This is a genomic window from Amycolatopsis sp. CA-230715, assembly GCF_018736145.1.
Taxonomy (GTDB): domain Bacteria; phylum Actinomycetota; class Actinomycetes; order Mycobacteriales; family Pseudonocardiaceae; genus Amycolatopsis.
Genome location: NZ_CP059997.1, coordinates 8,238,861 through 8,255,283, shown reverse-complemented (window position 1 = coordinate 8,255,283; position 16,423 = coordinate 8,238,861). Strand labels below are relative to the sequence as shown.

The following is a 16,423-nucleotide window of genomic DNA, read 5'->3' as shown; positions in this document are numbered from 1 at the left end:
CCAGCCGATCCGCACCCGCAGCGACATTCTCTCCGCGCTCAACGGTCGCAGAGCGCCCGGTCGACCATCCGCTCGGTGAGTGCTCGCGGTTTGTCGAGGTCTGCCGGAGTCTTCGCGGTGAGGCCGGTGAGAGAGAGCACGATGGCGCGGCTGCCGTCGGCGGACACCCCTACCGTGCTGAGATAGCCGGTGGTCTGGCCGCCGTGTCCCCAGTAGACGCCGCCGCAGCTCAACCGGTACGGGACGAGCCCGAGGCCGTACCCGGTTTGCAGACCTTTCTCGACCGGTACCACCCGCTGCATTTCGGCGAGCTGGGCCGGGCGGAGCAGCCGCCCGCCCAGCAGTGCGCGGAAGAAGCGGCTGAGATCGGCGGTGGTACTGATGATCGCGCCCGCCGCGTCGCTGCCGGTCCGGTTCTGCTCGGTCACGTCGGTGACGAGCGTGCTGGGAAACCATTGCTGGTACCCGCGCGCGGTGGGTGCGGGCATCGACGGGTCGTCGCCGGGCACGCTGGTCCCGGTCAGCTCCAGCGGGGCGAGCACCCGGCGGCGGACCTCGGTGGCCCACGAGTTCCCGGTCACCGCGCGGATGATCATCCCGGCCACCACGTAGTTGGTGTTCGAATAGGAATGGCGGGCGCCGGCGGGGCCGGTCGGCGGGTACTGCAGCGCGATGCGCACCAGTTCGGCGGGTTCGTAATGGCGAAACCGGTTCTGCTCGAAGTATTCCGGGGTCGGTGGCCACGCCGCCCGGTATTCGGCGAGGCCGCTGGTGTGCTGGAGCAGCTGCCGGACGGTGATCGTGCGGCCGTCGTTGCCGTTGCCGCGGATCAGGCCGGGCAGGTGCCGCTCCACGGTGTCGTCCAGGCCGAGCCTGCCCTCGCCGACCAGCTGGAGCAGCACCACGGCGACGAACGTCTTGGTGTTGCTGGCGATGCGGAAGGAGCTGTGCGGGGAAACCGGCTGCCCGGTCGCCCGATCGGCCTGCCCGCTGGTCGCGGTCCACTGGCCGTCGCGGGTGCTGAGCCGGGCCTGCACACCGATGATCCCGTCCTCGTGCAGCGTTCGCACGTCACGGCGGAACTCGTCCCGGTCGTACCCGGACTCCGCGGCACCGGCCGCGCCCGGTGAAGTGAGCAGCGCCGCGCCCAGCAGTGCGACGGCGATTCGCTTTCCCGTTGGTGAAATTCGCATGGCGAGAACGGTGGCAGGCGGGCCGCCGCGAAACATCGGACCCGGCTCCGACTTCCCAGCTCCGCTCACGGTCGGAGATGACGACGTTGGCGGGCAACCCGGGCAGATCTGCGTTGCCGACTTGCGTAGTCGTACGCATCCGTGCCGGGGTCGGGTCTGGAACGGTTGACAGCATGAATCGACAGGACCGGACCACGTCACGATTGGGCTCCCCTGGCCCGTTCCTCGCCGCGCCGGTCAGCACGGGGAACACCACCGCGACCCGGGCCGTAACGATATCGGTGCAGGTGGTGGTGGCGATCGCCGCGATCGCCGTGCGTTTCGCCGCGCCTGGCTGGCTGCTGTTGTTCTTCCTGATGGGCGGTTGCCTGGTCGGGCTCGTGCCGTTGATCATCGCCACGGCTGTGGGCGTGCGCATGCTCCGGCAGGGCACCCGCACGCTGCGAACCGCCACCGTGGCGATGCTCGCGGTCATGGATCTGGCGTTGCTGACGTTCGCACTCACCCTCCCCGATATCACCGACCAGGCGGACACGAACTTCGTTCCGGCAGTTCGACTGTTCGAAAAACAATCCGCGGTGTCCCAGCACACGGCCGCCGTCTACGGCACGATCGCCGAGTACGCCGCCTACTGCTATCTGATCGCCGCCGCGGGCACGGCGGGCATGGCTGTTGTCGCGGCCATCGCCCGGCGGATCCGTGCGTCGCGGACGACCGCGGACTGACACTGGGTCGCCGCGATTCCCTTGCTAGCGGCAGGATTGCGACGTGTCCATGGGATGTCCCTCCGGCCACACCAGGTCGATCGGCTTCACCCCACCGAACTTGTCGATCTCGAGGATCGGCGTCGCCTTGTCGATCCGGTTCCCGGTGTCCTGGTCGAAGGCGAGGAACCCGGTCGCACCGGGAACCAGGGAGTTGCAGTCGAAGGAGCGCAGGAAGTTCGCCATCGTGGTGGCGCCCGCCGCCGGGTCGAGCTCGGCGGCCCTGAGCGCGGCGGCCACCGCGTCGTGCTCGATCATCGCCGCGCCGTCCCACAGGTGTTCCTTGGCGAACTGGTGGGTGCCGACGAATTCGTTCTCGAAATCGCGGTAGTTCGTCTCGTAGGTCAGCGAGGATTCGTTGCCCTTGAACATCTTCCACTGGTCCGGGTAGGCGAGCGCGGTGTAGAGGACGCGGACCCCGATGTCCCCGTCGAGCCGCAACGGGGATCGGACCAGCGTAGCCGTGTCGTCCCCGGAGATTACGGTCACCGAACGCAGCTGCTCGCACGCCCCGTCGTCGGACAGCGCGGTCACGAAGGAGCGGACGTCCACCCCGCGCCCGGCGAAGTAGATGACGTCGGGGCGGGCTCCGCAGATGTCGGAGTGCATGGTGCGGAACAGTTGCTGGAGGTACTTGTCGCGGTCGGTGCCGGCGGGCTTGCCCTGCGGCGAGTCGAACTTCTTGGTGGACAGCACCTGCCCGGCCTGCGGGTCACGGAAGGACTTGGCGAGCGTGGCGACGTACTGGTCCGATTCGTTGACGTCCGCGACGATCATCGCGCGCCCGTAGCCGCTCTTGGCGACGTGGTTCACCGCGGCGTGGCCTTCGTCGGTGTTGGTCGGCCCCACCCGGAAGAACTCCTTGATCGGCTTGCCGTCCGGGTCGACGTTCATGTTGTCGGCGGTCACGGTCGCGCCAATCGTCGGGATGTGCTGCCGCGAAAGGGCGGCGACGGCGCGCCTCGTGTTCTCCAAGCTCGTCCCGATCCCGGTGACCGCGACGATGTGCTCGCTCTCGGCGGCGGCGATGATCTCGTCGACGGCCTCACCCCAGTGTTCGGCGTTGCTGCCGTAGTTCGCCAGCAGCAGCTTCGTCCCGGAAGGCTGGTCCTGCGGCCACGCGGCGGCGATCGCGCCCTGGATCTGGTGCCGGATGTAGTCGATGGGTGTGCTGTCGCTGCTCGGGTCCGTGGTCAGGTTTTCCAGCACCACAACGGTTTTGAACCGCGGGCCGACGTGTTCGTTGTGCTCGGCGATGAGCGCTTCCAGGTCCGCCAGCGGGTCGTCCTCCCGCAGCGCGGTGGACTCCAGGTCGAGGCCGACGCACACCGAATCCACCGAGTGCAGGCCATCACCGCACCGCTCCCACGGACGCAGCCAGATGATCGGCCAGAGCAAGAGAAGCACGACGACGGCCAGCGCGGCGAACCGGTAGCGGTACCACCTGCTGCGCGGCCGGACGGGAGGCCCGCCGGAGCGGAGTCTGCGCGCGAAGCGATCGGGGAACGCGGGGAAAGGGCGCATCACGATTCCATTCGATGGTTCAGGGCCAGCGGCCTTGAGCAGCGCGTTCGGCGGCGTCGTGCAGCGCCGAGACATCGGCCAGCTGGGAAGCGCTGGCCAGTGCCGTGAAAGCGCGCGTCATCTCGGTGTTCTGGTTCTGCCCGCGCACGGCGAACGGGTTGGCCGACAGCCAGGCCGCGGCCAGCAGCCTCGTCACGTTGTTGCGGATCTCGCCGCGCTCACCCGGTTTCCGGCTGATGTCCTGCTCGACCAGTTCTTCGTAGAGCTGCTGGTACCCCTTGTCGAGCGACAGGTGATCGGGTGCGTGCACGACGACGGTCAGCCTGCCGACCCAGTCGTGGTGCGACCAGGTGTCGAAAGCGGCCTCGAAGAACTCGGCCACCGACGAGATGTCACCAAGCGCCAGGCGGGAATAGGCCCGCCGGAGGTCGTCGTTGTCCGGCGCGTCCCGCAGGGCCGTGAACTGATCGAGGTAGGAGGCATGCGGCTTGTCCCCTCGACGAGCCAACGCGTACACGAGGTTCGCGGCGACCCAGGGGTGGAGCTTGACGTAGTCGGCGGTCGCGACGCTTGAGCCGGGGACGATCACCCACAACGCGGTGCGCAGTTCGGTGAGGATCTGGCCCACGTGCGGCTGGTTGATCGGACCGCGCGCCGGGAGCGGGATCAGCCAGGGCGCGGTGGCGAACGGCGCCGCGGTGACGACATCGTCGATCTCGACACCGGGAAGCCGATCGGCCAGCCGAAGCGCCTCCAACCGCGAGTACCACGGTCCGCCCGCGCGGTCGTCCGTGCCGAGCAGATCGCGGGCGCCGGGAAGGATCGCGGGCTCCCGCAGCCGCGGCGCGAGCTGCTGGACCGCCGCGGGCAGCCCGCCGGTGGCCTGGAGCACGAACTCGGCCTTCGGGTCGGCGACGTCGGTGCCGAGCACGTCCGCGATGGCCTTGACCGTCAGCGGATCGAGCAGGACCGGGTAGTACGGCGACCGCGCGGCTTCGGCCTGCGGCTCTGCCCACCGGGTGAGCGAAGCGTCAGCGCAGGCGGGCACCGCTCTGGACACGTCCCGCTCGGGGCTCCACGGTGGACGCCAGGCAGGCTCCCACTGACGGCGCCACCGGCCGCTCGTCGTCACGAACAGCAAGGGGTCGTGCGGGCCGGGATCGTCCGGATGACGTCGGCGGTACGCTTCCCTGGCGTCGGAGAGCAGCGACAGGAACTCGACGCCACCGGGGTGGTCGACGTCGTCGAGCATGATCACCCAGTTGTGCACGTGCTTGGTGTTGTCCGGGTTGTGGCACGCGCACGGGCTCTTGGGTTCGGTCGCCGACATCCGGCGGTGGTTGTCGCGGACGTCGGCGAAGAACGCGTCGACAAGCCACGCGGTCGCGGTGTTGACGTCCGGGCGGGCGCCGTGCAGCAACCGATTCAGATCGACCAGCGCGTCGAAGGGATCGCCTCCCCCTGCCTGCGGGAAGTCGGCCAGTGAGCGCAACGCCCTTCGCAACCGGGGCCGCACCGTCCGCACCACGTACGGGAACAGGCTGGTGACCACTTCGCCGACCGGTGCCGGGATGAAGCTGATCGCCGACCCTGCCCGCACCAGATCCGAGACCAGGCGCTGCAGGTCAGCGGCGGATCTCCGGCGCCCGAATTCGTAGATCAATTCCCGGATCCTCGCCCTGTCCTGCTCCCGGTCCTTTCCCTCGAGTTCCGCTCCCGCGGCGATCAACGCGCTCGTGAAACGCACGAACTGCGGTTTCGCGCGATGTCGCCATTTGCGGGACAACCCGTAGACGAGGCGGACGAGCACCTCGACGGCGGGCACCGGGCCCCCTTCGGGGAACGCGAACCCGGCGTGCACCACACCCCAGCCGAGGTCATCGGAGATCGTTTTCAGCGCATGGGTCTTCCCCGATCCCGACGGGCCGAGCAGGACCACGACCGGCGCGTACGGGTAGCCACCCGACGACCGGTTCCACAGCAGGCGCCTGGTGAGCTCTCTCGAACCTGAATGACTTTCTCCGACCATTTCGCGCATTCTCCCTGGAGTTCCGCAGGACACCAGGATATGCACACGACCGACGAGACGGATTCACCGGGCCTGAAGCTGCCACACCGAACCGGCTTCCATGACTTTCTTTTCTCACCATGCGCGGTGGAATGCACGACGTCGCCGGTTTTCATGATTCTTTTCGGTTAGCCGAGCGTCACGTCGAGGTGGCGTTCGGTCAGCAGCCCTTGAAGTGCTTGTCCGCGGACCAGCCGGTGTTGGCCCAGGTGTCCGCGGCCGGGGGTGTGAAGCCGGGGATGATCTTCGCCAGTCCGGTGAGCAGCCAGCCGGTGAAGCGCGCGGCGCCCTGCGGGCAGGTGTGGATGCCATCCGCGCTGCGGTCGGCCTTGCCGTCCTTCGTCTGCTGGTAGGCGTCGCCCCACACCTCACCGGAGTCCAGCACGCTGGCCTTGCCCGCGGAGCCCGCCGTGACCGCGCGTGCGATCTCGGAAGTGCGGGCAAGGTCGGCCATGTGCGGCTGGTAGAAGTCATCGGGTTTGATCGGCGGCATGGTGACGAAGACCAGTTTCGCGCCGGCGCCGGTGACCGTGTCGAGCAGTTTGGCGTAAGCGGCCTTCTGTTCCGCCTCGGTGCCCCAGTCGTAGGTGGCTATCTGGTAGACGACCACGGACGGTTTCGCGGCGGTGATTTGTCCCGGCAGCTTCTTCCAGTTCTCGTCGGAGAACGGGCCGACGACGTTCCCGCCGCCTTCCGCGGCGAGAGACTCGAAGCCGACTCCACCGGCCTTGAACGCGGCGGCCATCGGCAGGGCCTCGCCCACCGCGACCGAATCGCCGAGGAAGACCACTTTGGACTGTTCCCCGCCTGCCGGTGCGAGCACGGCGTTTCCGGAGCAAGCCGCGGTCGCCAGGAGCAGGCCGGTCAGGCCGAGGAGGAGGTTTCGCTTCTTGGTCATGGTTCCGACCCTGCCGATGCCGTGTCCCGGCCACTGCGCCGGTGTGTCGCGATCGTGTCGCAGAAGAACTCCGGACCGGCGGGAGCGCGGCGCCTTGTCCATACTGGACGGGTGGTGGCGATACTGCTCATCGAGGACGATCCGCTGGTCCGGCGCGGCCTCCAGCTCGCGTTGTCCCGGCACGGTCACGACGTGCGCACCGCGGACACCGGCGAAAACGGGCTCGCCGAGTTCCGTGCGTCCACACCGGACCTGGTGGTGCTCGACCTGATGTTGCCCGGCATCGACGGATTCGAAGTGTGCCGCCGGATCCGGGGCGAGGGCGAGGTACCGGTGATCATGCTGACCGCGCGCGGCGACGACTTCGACGTCGTGGGCGGACTGGCGGCCGGTGCCGACGACTACGTGGTGAAACCGGCGCAGCCCACGGTGCTGGACGCGCGGATCCGCGCGGTGCTGCGCCGCAGCGCGGGCGCGTCCGACGGCGTGCGGGTGCACGGCGAGCTGCGAATCGACACCGCGGCGCTGACCGTTTCGGTGCGCGGCGAACCGGTGGCGCTGACGGCGACCGAACTCCGGTTGCTGCTGACCTTGTCCCGTGCGCCGGGCCGGGTGTTCAGCCGCACCCAGCTGTTGCAGGAGGTGTGGGAGCACGATTACCTCGGCGACTCCCGGCTGGTGGACAACTGCGTGCAGCGGCTGCGCGGGAAGATCGAAGCCGACCAGGCGAACCCGGTGTACGTGCGGACCGTGCGCGGATTCGGGTACCGGTTCGGCCCGGTATGAGGCCGAAAGGGCTCCGTGCCAGGTTGTTGGTCGCCTTCGTGCTGATGACCGTGCTCGGGGCCGGGGCTGCCGCTTGGTCGAGTGCGGGATCGGCGAGTGCTTCGCTGGTCACCTCCACCGAGCTGAGGCTCACCGAGACGCTCACCAGCCGGATCGGGGCGATCGCTCCCGGGCTCACCTACCCGCCCGACCAGAACGCGCTCGACCGGCTGCGCTCGGCCGTCGGCGCGAACACGCTGGTCACCTATCGGGAGCTGCGTTCCGAAGGCGGCGCCGATCTCATCACCGACGCGCTGCGCACCGCGGTGCGCGGCGAGAACCGGCTCGTGACCCAGCGGGTCACCGCGCGGGGCACCCCGTGGCTGCTGATCGGCACCCCGGTGATGATCACCGCCTCCGACGGCACCCGCACCCCGTCCGGCATCGAGGTCTATTCGGTGCACGACCTCACCGATGTCGAGCAGCAGATCGACGGGCTGGCGCGGTCCGCGGGCCTCACCGCCGCCGTGGCACTGCCGCTCGCCGTCCTGCTCGCGCTGCTCGCCGCGCGCAGCGTGCTGCGTCCGGTGCGGGAACTGCGCGACACCGCGGGCCGGATCGCGTCCGGTGACCTCGATGCGCGCTCTCCCCCGAAGGGCGCGGACGAACTCGCCCAGCTCACGGCCAGCATCAACGAAATGGCCGAATCGGTGCAGACCTCGATGACGGCGATGCGGCGAATGCAGGCCGACGCCAAGCGGTTCGCCGCGGACGTCTCCCACGAGCTTCGCACCCCGCTGAGCACGCTCACCGCGGTGATGGAGGTGCTGGCGGTGACGGCCGACGGAATGGACGCCGACGCCAGGGAATCCGCACAGCTGGCCATCGCCGAAACCCACCGGCTGGTCCAACTCGTCGAGGACCTCATGGAGGTCTCACGGTTGGACGCCGGAACCGCTTCGGTGCGGCTCGAAGAGGTCGACGTGGCGGGCGCGGTGCGCGACTGCCTGCGCGCGCGGAGTTGGCTGGACCGGGTCGAACTCGTTGTGCCACAAGAGATCCTGCTCCGGGTGGATCGACGACGGTTGGACGTCATCGTGGCCAACCTGGCGGGGAACGCGCTGCGGCACGGCGCGCCGCCGGTGCGCATCGAGGTCTCGGCACACCCCGACGAGGTCCGGATCGAAGTCACCGACCACGGGCCGGGTCTTCCCGAAGACGTGCTCCCCCACGTGTTCGACCGCTTCTACAAGGCCGACGCCGCCCGTGCCCGAACCCCGGGGAGCGGGCTCGGGCTGGCGATCGCGCGTGAGAACGCCCGCGTGCACGGCGGCGAACTCGTCGCCGAAAACGTGCGCGGTGGTGGCGCGCGATTCGTGCTGCGGCTGCCGTGGAACCTGGAGGAGGACCGGTGAAACGGATCTGCCTGGCGTTACTGGCCTTGCTGCTTTCCGCCTGCGGTGTCGAACCTTCCGGGCCGACCGCCGGAGGTGAGGCGCCGACCGGTATCGCGCCGGGAACCACGCTCTACTTCGTCGACGCGCGACATGAACTCCGTCCGCAGCTGCGCAACACCGGCAGCCTCGGCACGATTTCCGAGGCGCTGTCGCTGCTGTTGAGCGGGCCCGGCGGTTCGGGCCTGCACACCGAGATCGCTTCGAACGCGGTGCCCCGCGTGGTGGTGACCACCGAGCCAGGGGTGATCCGGTTGCTGGTGCCGTTGACCGTGCACGAACTGAGTTCGCTCGGCATCGATCAGCTCGTGTGCACCGCGCTCGACGTCCACGTGCGCGGCGGTGGGCCGAGGAACACGAAGGTGCGGGTCGTGTTCACTCAGCCAACGCCCGAATCCGAGGTGCTGCGGTCCTGCCCGCTGATCACCTGATCCGCGTGGTCAGCGGAGCCCGCTGATGTCGACGGTGATCGGTGCCGGTGCGGGCAACACCAGCCACAGCGGGGCCAGTCCCGCCATCGTCAAGCCGAACACGACCAGCCCGGTCCGTCCCCTCGCCCAGTCGGCGCGGAAGCGGATGGGGTCCTCGACGAAGTACTTCGACAGTGCGGCGAGACCGATGGACACCGCGCACACCAGCAAGGTGCGGGGCCAGCCGGTCCACTGCGCGGGGAGCAGCACGGAAACCGGCCAGTGCCACAGGTAGAGGCTGTAGGAGATCGAGCCCAGCCAGCGCAGTGGTTGGCGGGAAAGGATTCTGGCGACCATCGTGTGCGGCGCGCTCGCGCACATCCCGATCAGCAGTGCGGCCGCCAGCGAGTGCGCGAAGAGCCCGCCGGTGTAGAGCCATTGCGACTTCTCCCCGTCGGCGAGCCACCACAGCAGGCCGATCCCGGCCGCCAGGAACACCAGTGCCGGGCCGATCCACCGCCCGGTCAGCAGGGTTCGCACGGATCGGGTGGCCACGACCGCCCCCAACAGCAGCGAAAACGCACGGGTGTCCGTTCCGGTGTAGACCCGGGTCGGATCTCCCCCGCTGACCAGCATCACCATCAGCGCCAGGGAAAGCACCGACGCCAGCAGCGCGACCACGGCGACCCCGCGGTCAACGCGTCGCGCCCACCTCGCGATGATCAGCAGCACCACCGGCCACACCAGGTAGAACTGCTCCTCGACCGCGATGCTCCACAGGTGCTCGAAGACCCTCGCCGCGCCGAACCGGTCCCAATAGCCAGCCGACTCCGCGAGCAGGTGCCAGTTGACCAGGTTCGCCTGCACCCACGGCCCGTCCGCGAGCGTCGTGCGCACCACCTCCGGCGACCCCACCAGCCACACCAGCACGGTGACCGCAGCGAGCACGACCGCCAACGCGGGCAGCAGCCGACGGATCCGACGCCCCCAGAACGCCACCAGCGAAACCGTGCCCGTCCCCTCGACCTCGCGCAGCAGCAAATCGGTGATGAGGTACCCGGACAACGCGAAAAACAGGTCCACACCGAGGAATCCGCCGGGAAAATGGCCGGTGTGGAACAGCAGCACGCCCAGGATCGCCACCCCGCGGACGCCGTCCAACGCGGGTAGCCGCGTCCGTTGGCGGGACGGGGCTTCGTGCACTCGTGTCATGGAGCCCACTGTCGTGCGGGGGTGTCGGGGGCTGGTCGCCGTCGTGTCGCGGTCTTGTCGCAAACTGGCGCCTCGGGTCTCTCCTCAGAATTGTCGGTGCGCCCGAGTAGAGTGGAAAATGGGGGCTTCATTTTCGGGTTTGCTCGCGTTTTCGGGTTTTTGCTCGCGTGTTTGGTGGGCACGGTGAAAGTTTCAGGCACGCCTGCGGCGCGCCGTTGACAACTGCCGCTCCACGGTGCGGGTTCCGTCGTTGGTCACCAGCGGCAGTTGCCAACGGAACGAAAACCTTTGGTCACCTTGATGTGCCGTCCCCGACGCATTGACGGTCCCGTTCGCTTTTTGGGGTTCTGTTGCGTCGTGGTCCCGTTGTGGCAGGTTGTGATCATTTCTGTACCCGAATGGGTGACAAGATGGTTGGTAGAATTGTTTTGTGGACGTACTAGAGGATGCTTGCGAGCGGGTTGTTGCTGATTCTGCGGAGCATTGGAAGAGGTGGTTACGGTATGGGCAGGCGATGCTGCTTCGGCAAATCGCGTCCATGAATCAGGAGTGGTCGCGAAGATCAGTGCTTGCCTGGGTGGCGTTGTCGTGCAACTGCACGCAGGCGGGGGCGGAGCGGAAGGCGGCGCTCGCTGACGCGTTGACCTCATACCTGCCCCGCACCCTGGAAGCCCTGGAGAACGGGCTCATCGACGAGGGCATGGCGGCCAAAGTGTTTGAGGCCACCGCCTGCGCCTCCCAAGAGGTCGCGCGGGAAGTGGACTCACGGCTGAAGTTCGAGAACAAGAACTCCGCTTCACTGCGCAGGATGGTCAACACACTGCTGATGCGCGTCGACCCGGAAGAGTACGAGGCGCGGCGGCAGGCCAAGACCGCCGCACGCATGCTCGAAATCCGACACGGCGATCACGGATCCTCGACACTGTTCGCCGAGCTGCCCTCCGACCGCGCCCAGGCTATCTACGCCGCGTGCGACCGGGATGCGCTGGAAAAGAAGCGCCAAGGCGACAAGCGCACCATGGACCAGCTCCGAGTCGATGCATTGGTGGAACGGTGCCTGGGCGGGGAGTGTGGGGGCAAGCCGAAGGCGCAGATCTTCGTCTACATCGACCTCCCGACCCTGATGGGGATGCGGAACAACCCCGGCGAACTCGCCGGATGCGGGGAAATCTCACCGGAGATGGCCCGCGAGATCGCCTTCGACGCCAACTCGATGTGGAACCGGATCGTGTCCGAACCCATGACCGGGCTACCGATCGACATGGGCCGGAAGAGCTACCGGCCGTCGAAAAAGATGCGCAAGTACGTCCAAGTCCTGCACCGGACCTGTTGTATGCCAGGGTGTTTCCGGCCCGCCCAGTACTCCGACCTCGACCATGCGCAGCCGTGGAGCGAGGGCGGCGCAACCGACAAAGTCAACATGAGGCCGTTTTGCCGCGTCCGTCATGGTTTGCGCGACGAACCCGGATGGGAATTCCGCACCGACGACAAGGGCGACACCACCGTCACCACCCCGGACGGCCGCACCTACACCGACGACACCACCGGATTCAGCTGACGCGCCCGCCTGGGATCGGCTCGTGCAGGAAGAGGTTCATGCAGCCGGTCCGGCTGAAGAGCTGGTGCTCGATGGGGTACGGGTAGTCGACGAAATCGCCCCGCCGCCGATGGGCGACCTGCCGGGTTCCGTCCGGCAACACCAGCTCGTCGTCGGCCTCACCGTCGAGGAACAGGAACCGGTGCGCCGTACGGTGCGGGTGTCGCGGCGCCGCCGCCCCAGGCTCGAAATAGGAGAGCCCGACCAGCCGCTCGTCGAAATGCTCATCGAAGGTGACGTCCAGCAGCAGCCGGAACCACTGACCGGGCCCCGATTCGCGCCACCCATCCGGGCTGAACACGTCGTCGGCCGGAGCGCCCAGCCGCTCGCCGCTCAACACGAGGGCCAGGCACTTGCTGGGACTGGAAACCACACCTCGGCGGGCGCAGTACGCGCCAGCCCCATGCACCACGCCGTCGATGCCGATTTCACCGTCCAGCACCAGGATCCGATCGTCTTCGGTACCGGACAACCCGAACTCGGCGTCACGACCGAGACGGAGCAAGGTAAACGAGTCACCTTCAGAACGCAGCAGCTCCTTCGTCCAGGCACGCGAGGCAACCGGAATCCAGTGGGCGGGACCGAACGTCGCGCTGTGGCGTGTCACGGCGACCATGCTTCCAGAGCCGCGCGAAATTCGCGGAGAAGAGGGCCAGCCATGCCCAAAGGAACAGCTTGCTTTGCCCAGCTAGCCACGGCGGGACGATTCGATCCGGTGCTGCTCCAGCAGACCCGGATAGGCATCGTCGTCGGCAGGCATCAGAGCCAACGACCACGGAATCGGGCACGGCGGCGCGTGGTCCGGATCCGGGCAGAGCAGCCGCATGATCCGCTCCTTCAACTCGTCGGCCTGCGCTTCGGACGCGACAACACCCAGCCTGATCTCCCACACCGATTCCGGCACGCGGCGCTCCTCACGACACGACTCATCCTGCGAAACGCGCACCGTACCGAGCGGCCTCCGTGCCCGGCAACGGAATTCAGGAACCCCGGATGGTGCGGCGCAGCTTCGGGACGCGCTCGGCCAGCGTGCGTTCGCCGCCGCGCTGCGTCGGCTCGTAGTAGTCCTGACCGACCAGGGTGTCCGGCGGATACTGCTGGGCGAGCACGCCTTCCGGCACGTTGTGCGGGTAGCGATAACCCTTGGCGTTGCCGAGTTTCTCGGCGCCGGCGTAGTGCCCGTCGCGCAGGTGCGGCGGAACCACGCCTGCCTTGCCCGCGCGCACGTCCGAGATCGCCGCGTCGATGGCCGTGATCACCGCGTTCGACTTCGGCGCGGTAGCCAGATGCACCGTCGCCTGCGCGAGCGCGAGCCTGCCCTCCGGCATCCCGATGAACTGCACGGCGTGCGCGGCGGCCACCGCGGACTGCAACGCCGTCGGATCGGCCATGCCGATGTCCTCGCTCGCGTGCACCACCAGCCTGCGGGCCAGGAAGCGCGGATCCTCCCCCGCCTCGATCATCCGCGCCAGGTAGTGCAGCGCGGCGTCCACATCGGACCCCCGGATGGACTTGATGAAGGCGCTGATCACGTCGTAGTGCTGATCGCCGTCGCGGTCGTAGCGCACCGCCGCTTTGTCCACAGTGGACTCCACGGTGGCCAGGTCGATCACGCCCGCCTCGGTCGCCGCCGCGGCGTCGGCCGCTGCCTCCAGCGCGGTGAGCGCGCGCCTGGCGTCACCGGAGGCGAGCCGGACCAGGTGATCCTCGGCCTCGGATTCCAGGGTCAGCTCGCCCGCGAGGCCACGCTCGTCCTCCACCGCGCGCGTGAGCAGCTCGCGGATGTCGTCGTCGGTGAGCGAGCGCAGCTGGAGCACGAGCGAACGGGACAGCAGCGGCGACACCACCGAGAAGGACGGGTTCTCCGTGGTCGCCGCGACCAGCAGGACCGTGCGGTCCTCGACCGCGCCGAGCAGCGCGTCCTGCTGAGTCTTCGAAAACCGGTGGACCTCGTCGATGAACAACACGGTGTTCTCCGCGTTGTAGTTCCGCCTGCGGCGCGCTTCCTCGATCACGCCGCGCACTTCCTTGACACCGGCGGACAGCGCCGACAGCGCGACGAACCGGCGGCCGGTGGCGGTGGAGACCAGGTTGGCCAGCGTGGTCTTCCCGGTGCCGGGCGGGCCGTACAACAGCACGGACGCGGGCGCCGCGCCCTCGACCAACCGCCGCAGCGGCGCGCCTTCACCGAGCAGGTGCTTCTGGCCGACGACCTCGTCGAGCGTGCGCGGCCGCATCCGCACCGCCAGCGGCGATCCCGCGGGCACCACCTGCACGCGCGGAGCGTCCGACACCGGCTCCGGTGGCGGGGCCGCGTCGGGGTTCACCGTGAAGAGTTCGTCCTGTCCCACGGGCTTTACGGTAGCCGCGAGCACCGACAGGGCGCGTCAGCGGGGCAGGCGACGCCTCGCGGACTCGGCGAACGACCGCGCGATGATCGCCACCGCGTAGGGCAGGAAATCGGCCCCGCGGCGGCACAACCACGGGATTCCCTTGAACACCAGCCACCCGAGGTGCTGGGCGGCGCCCGGCTCGAGCCCGCCGGAGCACACCAGGCTCACCGGTTCCGGTACGGCGAAGCCCGCGCCTTCGATCAGGTCGGCGAAGCCCTGCGCGAGCATCCGGTGCCCCAGCTCCGAGGGGTGCAGCCGGTCCACGCTCCACGCCGTCAGGTCGTAGGCGCCGGGCAGGGAAACCAGGTCGAGGCACGGCACCCCGCGCCGCGCGACCACGGTGTCGATCACTTCGTTCAGCTCGGCCACCCGCGCGCTCAGCGCCCGCTTCAACGGCCCCGGCAGGCGGAACACCTTGCCGTGGTCGTGGTAGCGCACGGGAATCGCGATGCTGCCCGCCGCGGTCAGCTCCACGATGATCTTGTCGAGATCCGCTTCGATCGCCGACGCGGAGAAGTCCGAACGCAGTGTGTCGTTCATGCCGACCACGATCAGCGTGACGTCGGGACGGTGCGCCAGCGCGGCGGGCAGCTGATCGGTCAGCACGCAGTGCATGCGCGCGCCGGTGAAGGACAGGTTGGCGTAACCGCCCTCGCCGATGCCGAGCGCGTCGGCGACGAGCGGCCCGACCCCGCGCCACGTGCCGCCGGGCAGCGGATCGCCGAGCCCCACCGCGGTGGAGTCGCCGAGCACCGCCAGCCGCCGCGCCGGACGCGGATCGGGTGGGACGAAGGAGGGTTCCACCGGGTCTTGGCCCTGAGTGACTTTCTCGCTCACCACGGTCACACTCAGACCATGGGTCACCGACACTCATCAGCGGTGATGGCAGGGTAACGCGGCGGGGACGCCTGGAAGAACCCTCGGTGCGCGGCTACCGGAAGGCCGGGTAGAGCGCCAGTTCGAGGCCGGGACCGTGCGCCGCGTCCACCGCGGCGGCGACCGCGGCCGCGTGCTCGGCGACCTCCGCGCTGCCTGCCAGCTCGGCGCGGGCGGACAGGTCGCGCCACCACGTCACCAGCGCGGCCGCCTCGCTGACCTGGCCTGCCTTGCCCTTCGGGAGCTTCGGCAGCCGCTCCCAGCTGCTGATCCACACGCGCAGGAGCTGGCTGTCGAGCAGGTGCTCGGTGAGCACCTCCTCGTCCGCGAGCACCGGCCACACGCTGGAAACCTCGGCACGCCACGCCGCGACCATGGCCTCGCTCATCCCTGCGGGCAACGCGAGCGCGCCGGCGCCGGACGAAAACGGCACCCGCAGTTCCGCGGCGTCGACGAGCGCGTTGCGGACCAGCCCGCGCTCGAAGTCGAGGAAGCGCACACCGCCGGTGGTCACGAGGTTGTTGTCCGGGCTCAGATCCACCGGGCTGAACGCGCGGTAGGACAACGACCGCGCGTGCTCGGCGCACCGCTCGGCCCGCTGCCGGATCGATTCCGAAGTCGCCACCCCGAACAACTCTTCGAGCAGCGCGGGCAGCTGGGCGGTCGCGAGCACCGGCGTGGTGTCCTCGCCCTTCACCGGCCCGCCGAGGCGCCTCAGCAACGCGTTGAAGTCGGCTTCCCTGCCCGCCGTGCTCGCGTGCAGCCTGCCAAGCGAACGCGCCCACGAGAGCAGTGAACGCTCCGCCGCGCGCGCGTCGCGGCCGTGCAGCTTGTCGCGCAGCGTGGGCGCGTCACCGAGGTCGTCGATCACCAGCACGCGGTGCTTGCCGTCGTGCGCAAGCAGTTCGGGGCACATGCGCTCGTCCGGGGAGAGCGCGGTGAACAGCTGGTAGCTGACCGCCTCCTGGGCGAACGGGTCCACCGCGCCCTTCGCGGGCCGCTGCGGGTAGTGCTTGATGACGAGCGTGCGCGGCAGCGCGAACGACGAGGAGGCGATCCTGGCCCTGACCACGGTCGCCGGGCCGCTCCCGTCGAGGTGTTCGGCGTCGACCAGGGTGATCGCGCTGCCGAAACGGTGTGCCAGAACCGATTCACCCGCCGACATCGCGGCTTGGATGGCGAGGGCTTCGGGCCCCGCAGCCACTGCCTGGCCGTTGAGTGAGGATGTGCCCGAAGAATCCACTGTCATTGTGTCCGACCCTACTCGTG

General features: G+C 68.8%; 15 protein-coding genes. 5 read left to right on the top strand and 10 right to left on the bottom strand.

From position 1 onward, the window contains the following. Positions 1-38: 38 nt before the first annotated feature. On the bottom strand, positions 39-1,193 hold the full coding sequence (locus tag HUW46_RS38865) for a serine hydrolase domain-containing protein (RefSeq protein WP_215543679.1): 1,155 nt from the start codon (positions 1,191-1,193) through the stop codon (positions 39-41). A gap of 173 nt (positions 1,194-1,366) precedes the next feature. Between HUW46_RS38865 and HUW46_RS38860 the strand changes: the two genes are divergently transcribed. Continuing rightward, positions 1,367-1,918, top strand: coding sequence for a hypothetical protein (locus tag HUW46_RS38860; RefSeq protein ID WP_215543678.1), 552 nt, complete (start codon positions 1,367-1,369; stop codon positions 1,916-1,918). Positions 1,919-1,942: 24 nt separating this feature from the next. Here the strand turns inward: HUW46_RS38860 and HUW46_RS38855 are convergent, their stop codons facing one another. The 3 genes from HUW46_RS38855 to HUW46_RS38845 all read right to left on the bottom strand — a co-directional run bounded on the left by HUW46_RS38855 (position 1,943) and on the right by HUW46_RS38845 (position 6,447). After that, positions 1,943-3,481: an ABC transporter substrate-binding protein gene (locus HUW46_RS38855; protein ID WP_215543677.1), complete on the bottom strand. Its 1,539-nt coding sequence runs from the start codon at positions 3,479-3,481 to the stop codon at positions 1,943-1,945. 19 nt (positions 3,482-3,500) lie between these two features. Further along, positions 3,501-5,510 carry a hypothetical protein gene (locus tag HUW46_RS38850; RefSeq protein WP_215543676.1) on the bottom strand — a complete coding sequence of 670 codons (2,010 nt, stop codon included), beginning with the start codon at positions 5,508-5,510 and terminating at the stop codon, positions 3,501-3,503. Between the two features lie 199 nt (positions 5,511-5,709). After that, the gene (locus HUW46_RS38845) at positions 5,710-6,447 is read right to left on the bottom strand and encodes an SGNH/GDSL hydrolase family protein (protein ID WP_254125369.1); all 738 of its coding nucleotides are present in this window, start codon (positions 6,445-6,447) and stop codon (positions 5,710-5,712) included. Between the two features lie 111 nt (positions 6,448-6,558). On the opposite strand from HUW46_RS38845, the gene HUW46_RS38840 reads away from it, so the two are divergent. The 3 genes from HUW46_RS38840 to HUW46_RS38830 are packed head-to-tail and all read left to right on the top strand — an operon-like array spanning position 6,559 to position 9,097. Next, the gene (locus tag HUW46_RS38840) at positions 6,559-7,233 is read left to right on the top strand and encodes a response regulator transcription factor (RefSeq protein WP_215543674.1); all 675 of its coding nucleotides are present in this window, start codon (positions 6,559-6,561) and stop codon (positions 7,231-7,233) included. Further along, complete coding sequence (locus HUW46_RS38835; RefSeq protein WP_215543673.1) at positions 7,230-8,627, top strand: sensor histidine kinase; 1,398 nt, start codon at positions 7,230-7,232, stop codon at positions 8,625-8,627. The genes HUW46_RS38840 and HUW46_RS38835 overlap by 4 nt, the downstream gene beginning before the upstream one ends. After that, complete coding sequence (locus HUW46_RS38830) at positions 8,624-9,097, top strand: hypothetical protein (protein ID WP_215543672.1); 474 nt, start codon at positions 8,624-8,626, stop codon at positions 9,095-9,097. Before HUW46_RS38835 ends, HUW46_RS38830 begins: the two co-directional genes overlap by 4 nt. Before the next feature lie 9 nt (positions 9,098-9,106). Here HUW46_RS38830 and HUW46_RS38825 read toward each other — a convergent pair whose 3' ends face one another. After that, positions 9,107-10,288, bottom strand: coding sequence for an acyltransferase family protein (locus tag HUW46_RS38825; RefSeq protein WP_215543671.1), 1,182 nt, complete (start codon positions 10,286-10,288; stop codon positions 9,107-9,109). Between the two features lie 430 nt (positions 10,289-10,718). Here HUW46_RS38825 and HUW46_RS38820 point away from each other — a divergent pair, with 430 nt between their 5' ends. After that, positions 10,719-11,846 carry an HNH endonuclease signature motif containing protein gene (locus HUW46_RS38820; protein WP_215543670.1) on the top strand — a complete coding sequence of 376 codons (1,128 nt, stop codon included), beginning with the start codon at positions 10,719-10,721 and terminating at the stop codon, positions 11,844-11,846. Here HUW46_RS38820 and HUW46_RS38815 read toward each other — a convergent pair. From HUW46_RS38815 to HUW46_RS38795, 5 genes are all read right to left on the bottom strand, one after another. After that, positions 11,839-12,501, bottom strand: coding sequence for a hypothetical protein (locus HUW46_RS38815; protein WP_215543669.1), 663 nt, complete (start codon positions 12,499-12,501; stop codon positions 11,839-11,841). The two genes, HUW46_RS38820 and HUW46_RS38815, sit on opposite strands and share 8 nt — an antisense overlap. A 72-nt stretch (positions 12,502-12,573) precedes the next feature. Next, positions 12,574-12,789: a hypothetical protein gene (locus HUW46_RS38810; protein WP_215543668.1), complete on the bottom strand. Its 216-nt coding sequence runs from the start codon at positions 12,787-12,789 to the stop codon at positions 12,574-12,576. Positions 12,790-12,865: 76 nt separating this feature from the next. Continuing rightward, a complete protein-coding gene (locus tag HUW46_RS38805; RefSeq protein ID WP_215543667.1) occupies positions 12,866-14,236 on the bottom strand; it encodes a replication-associated recombination protein A in 1,371 nt (456 codons plus the stop codon). 36 nt (positions 14,237-14,272) lie between these two features. After that, positions 14,273-15,124 (bottom strand): SGNH/GDSL hydrolase family protein, encoded by an 852-nt coding sequence (locus tag HUW46_RS38800; RefSeq protein WP_215543666.1) that lies wholly within the window; start codon positions 15,122-15,124, stop codon positions 14,273-14,275. Positions 15,125-15,209: 85 nt separating this feature from the next. Next, complete coding sequence (locus HUW46_RS38795; RefSeq protein WP_215543665.1) at positions 15,210-16,403, bottom strand: phosphotransferase; 1,194 nt, start codon at positions 16,401-16,403, stop codon at positions 15,210-15,212. Positions 16,404-16,423 lie beyond the last annotated feature (20 nt).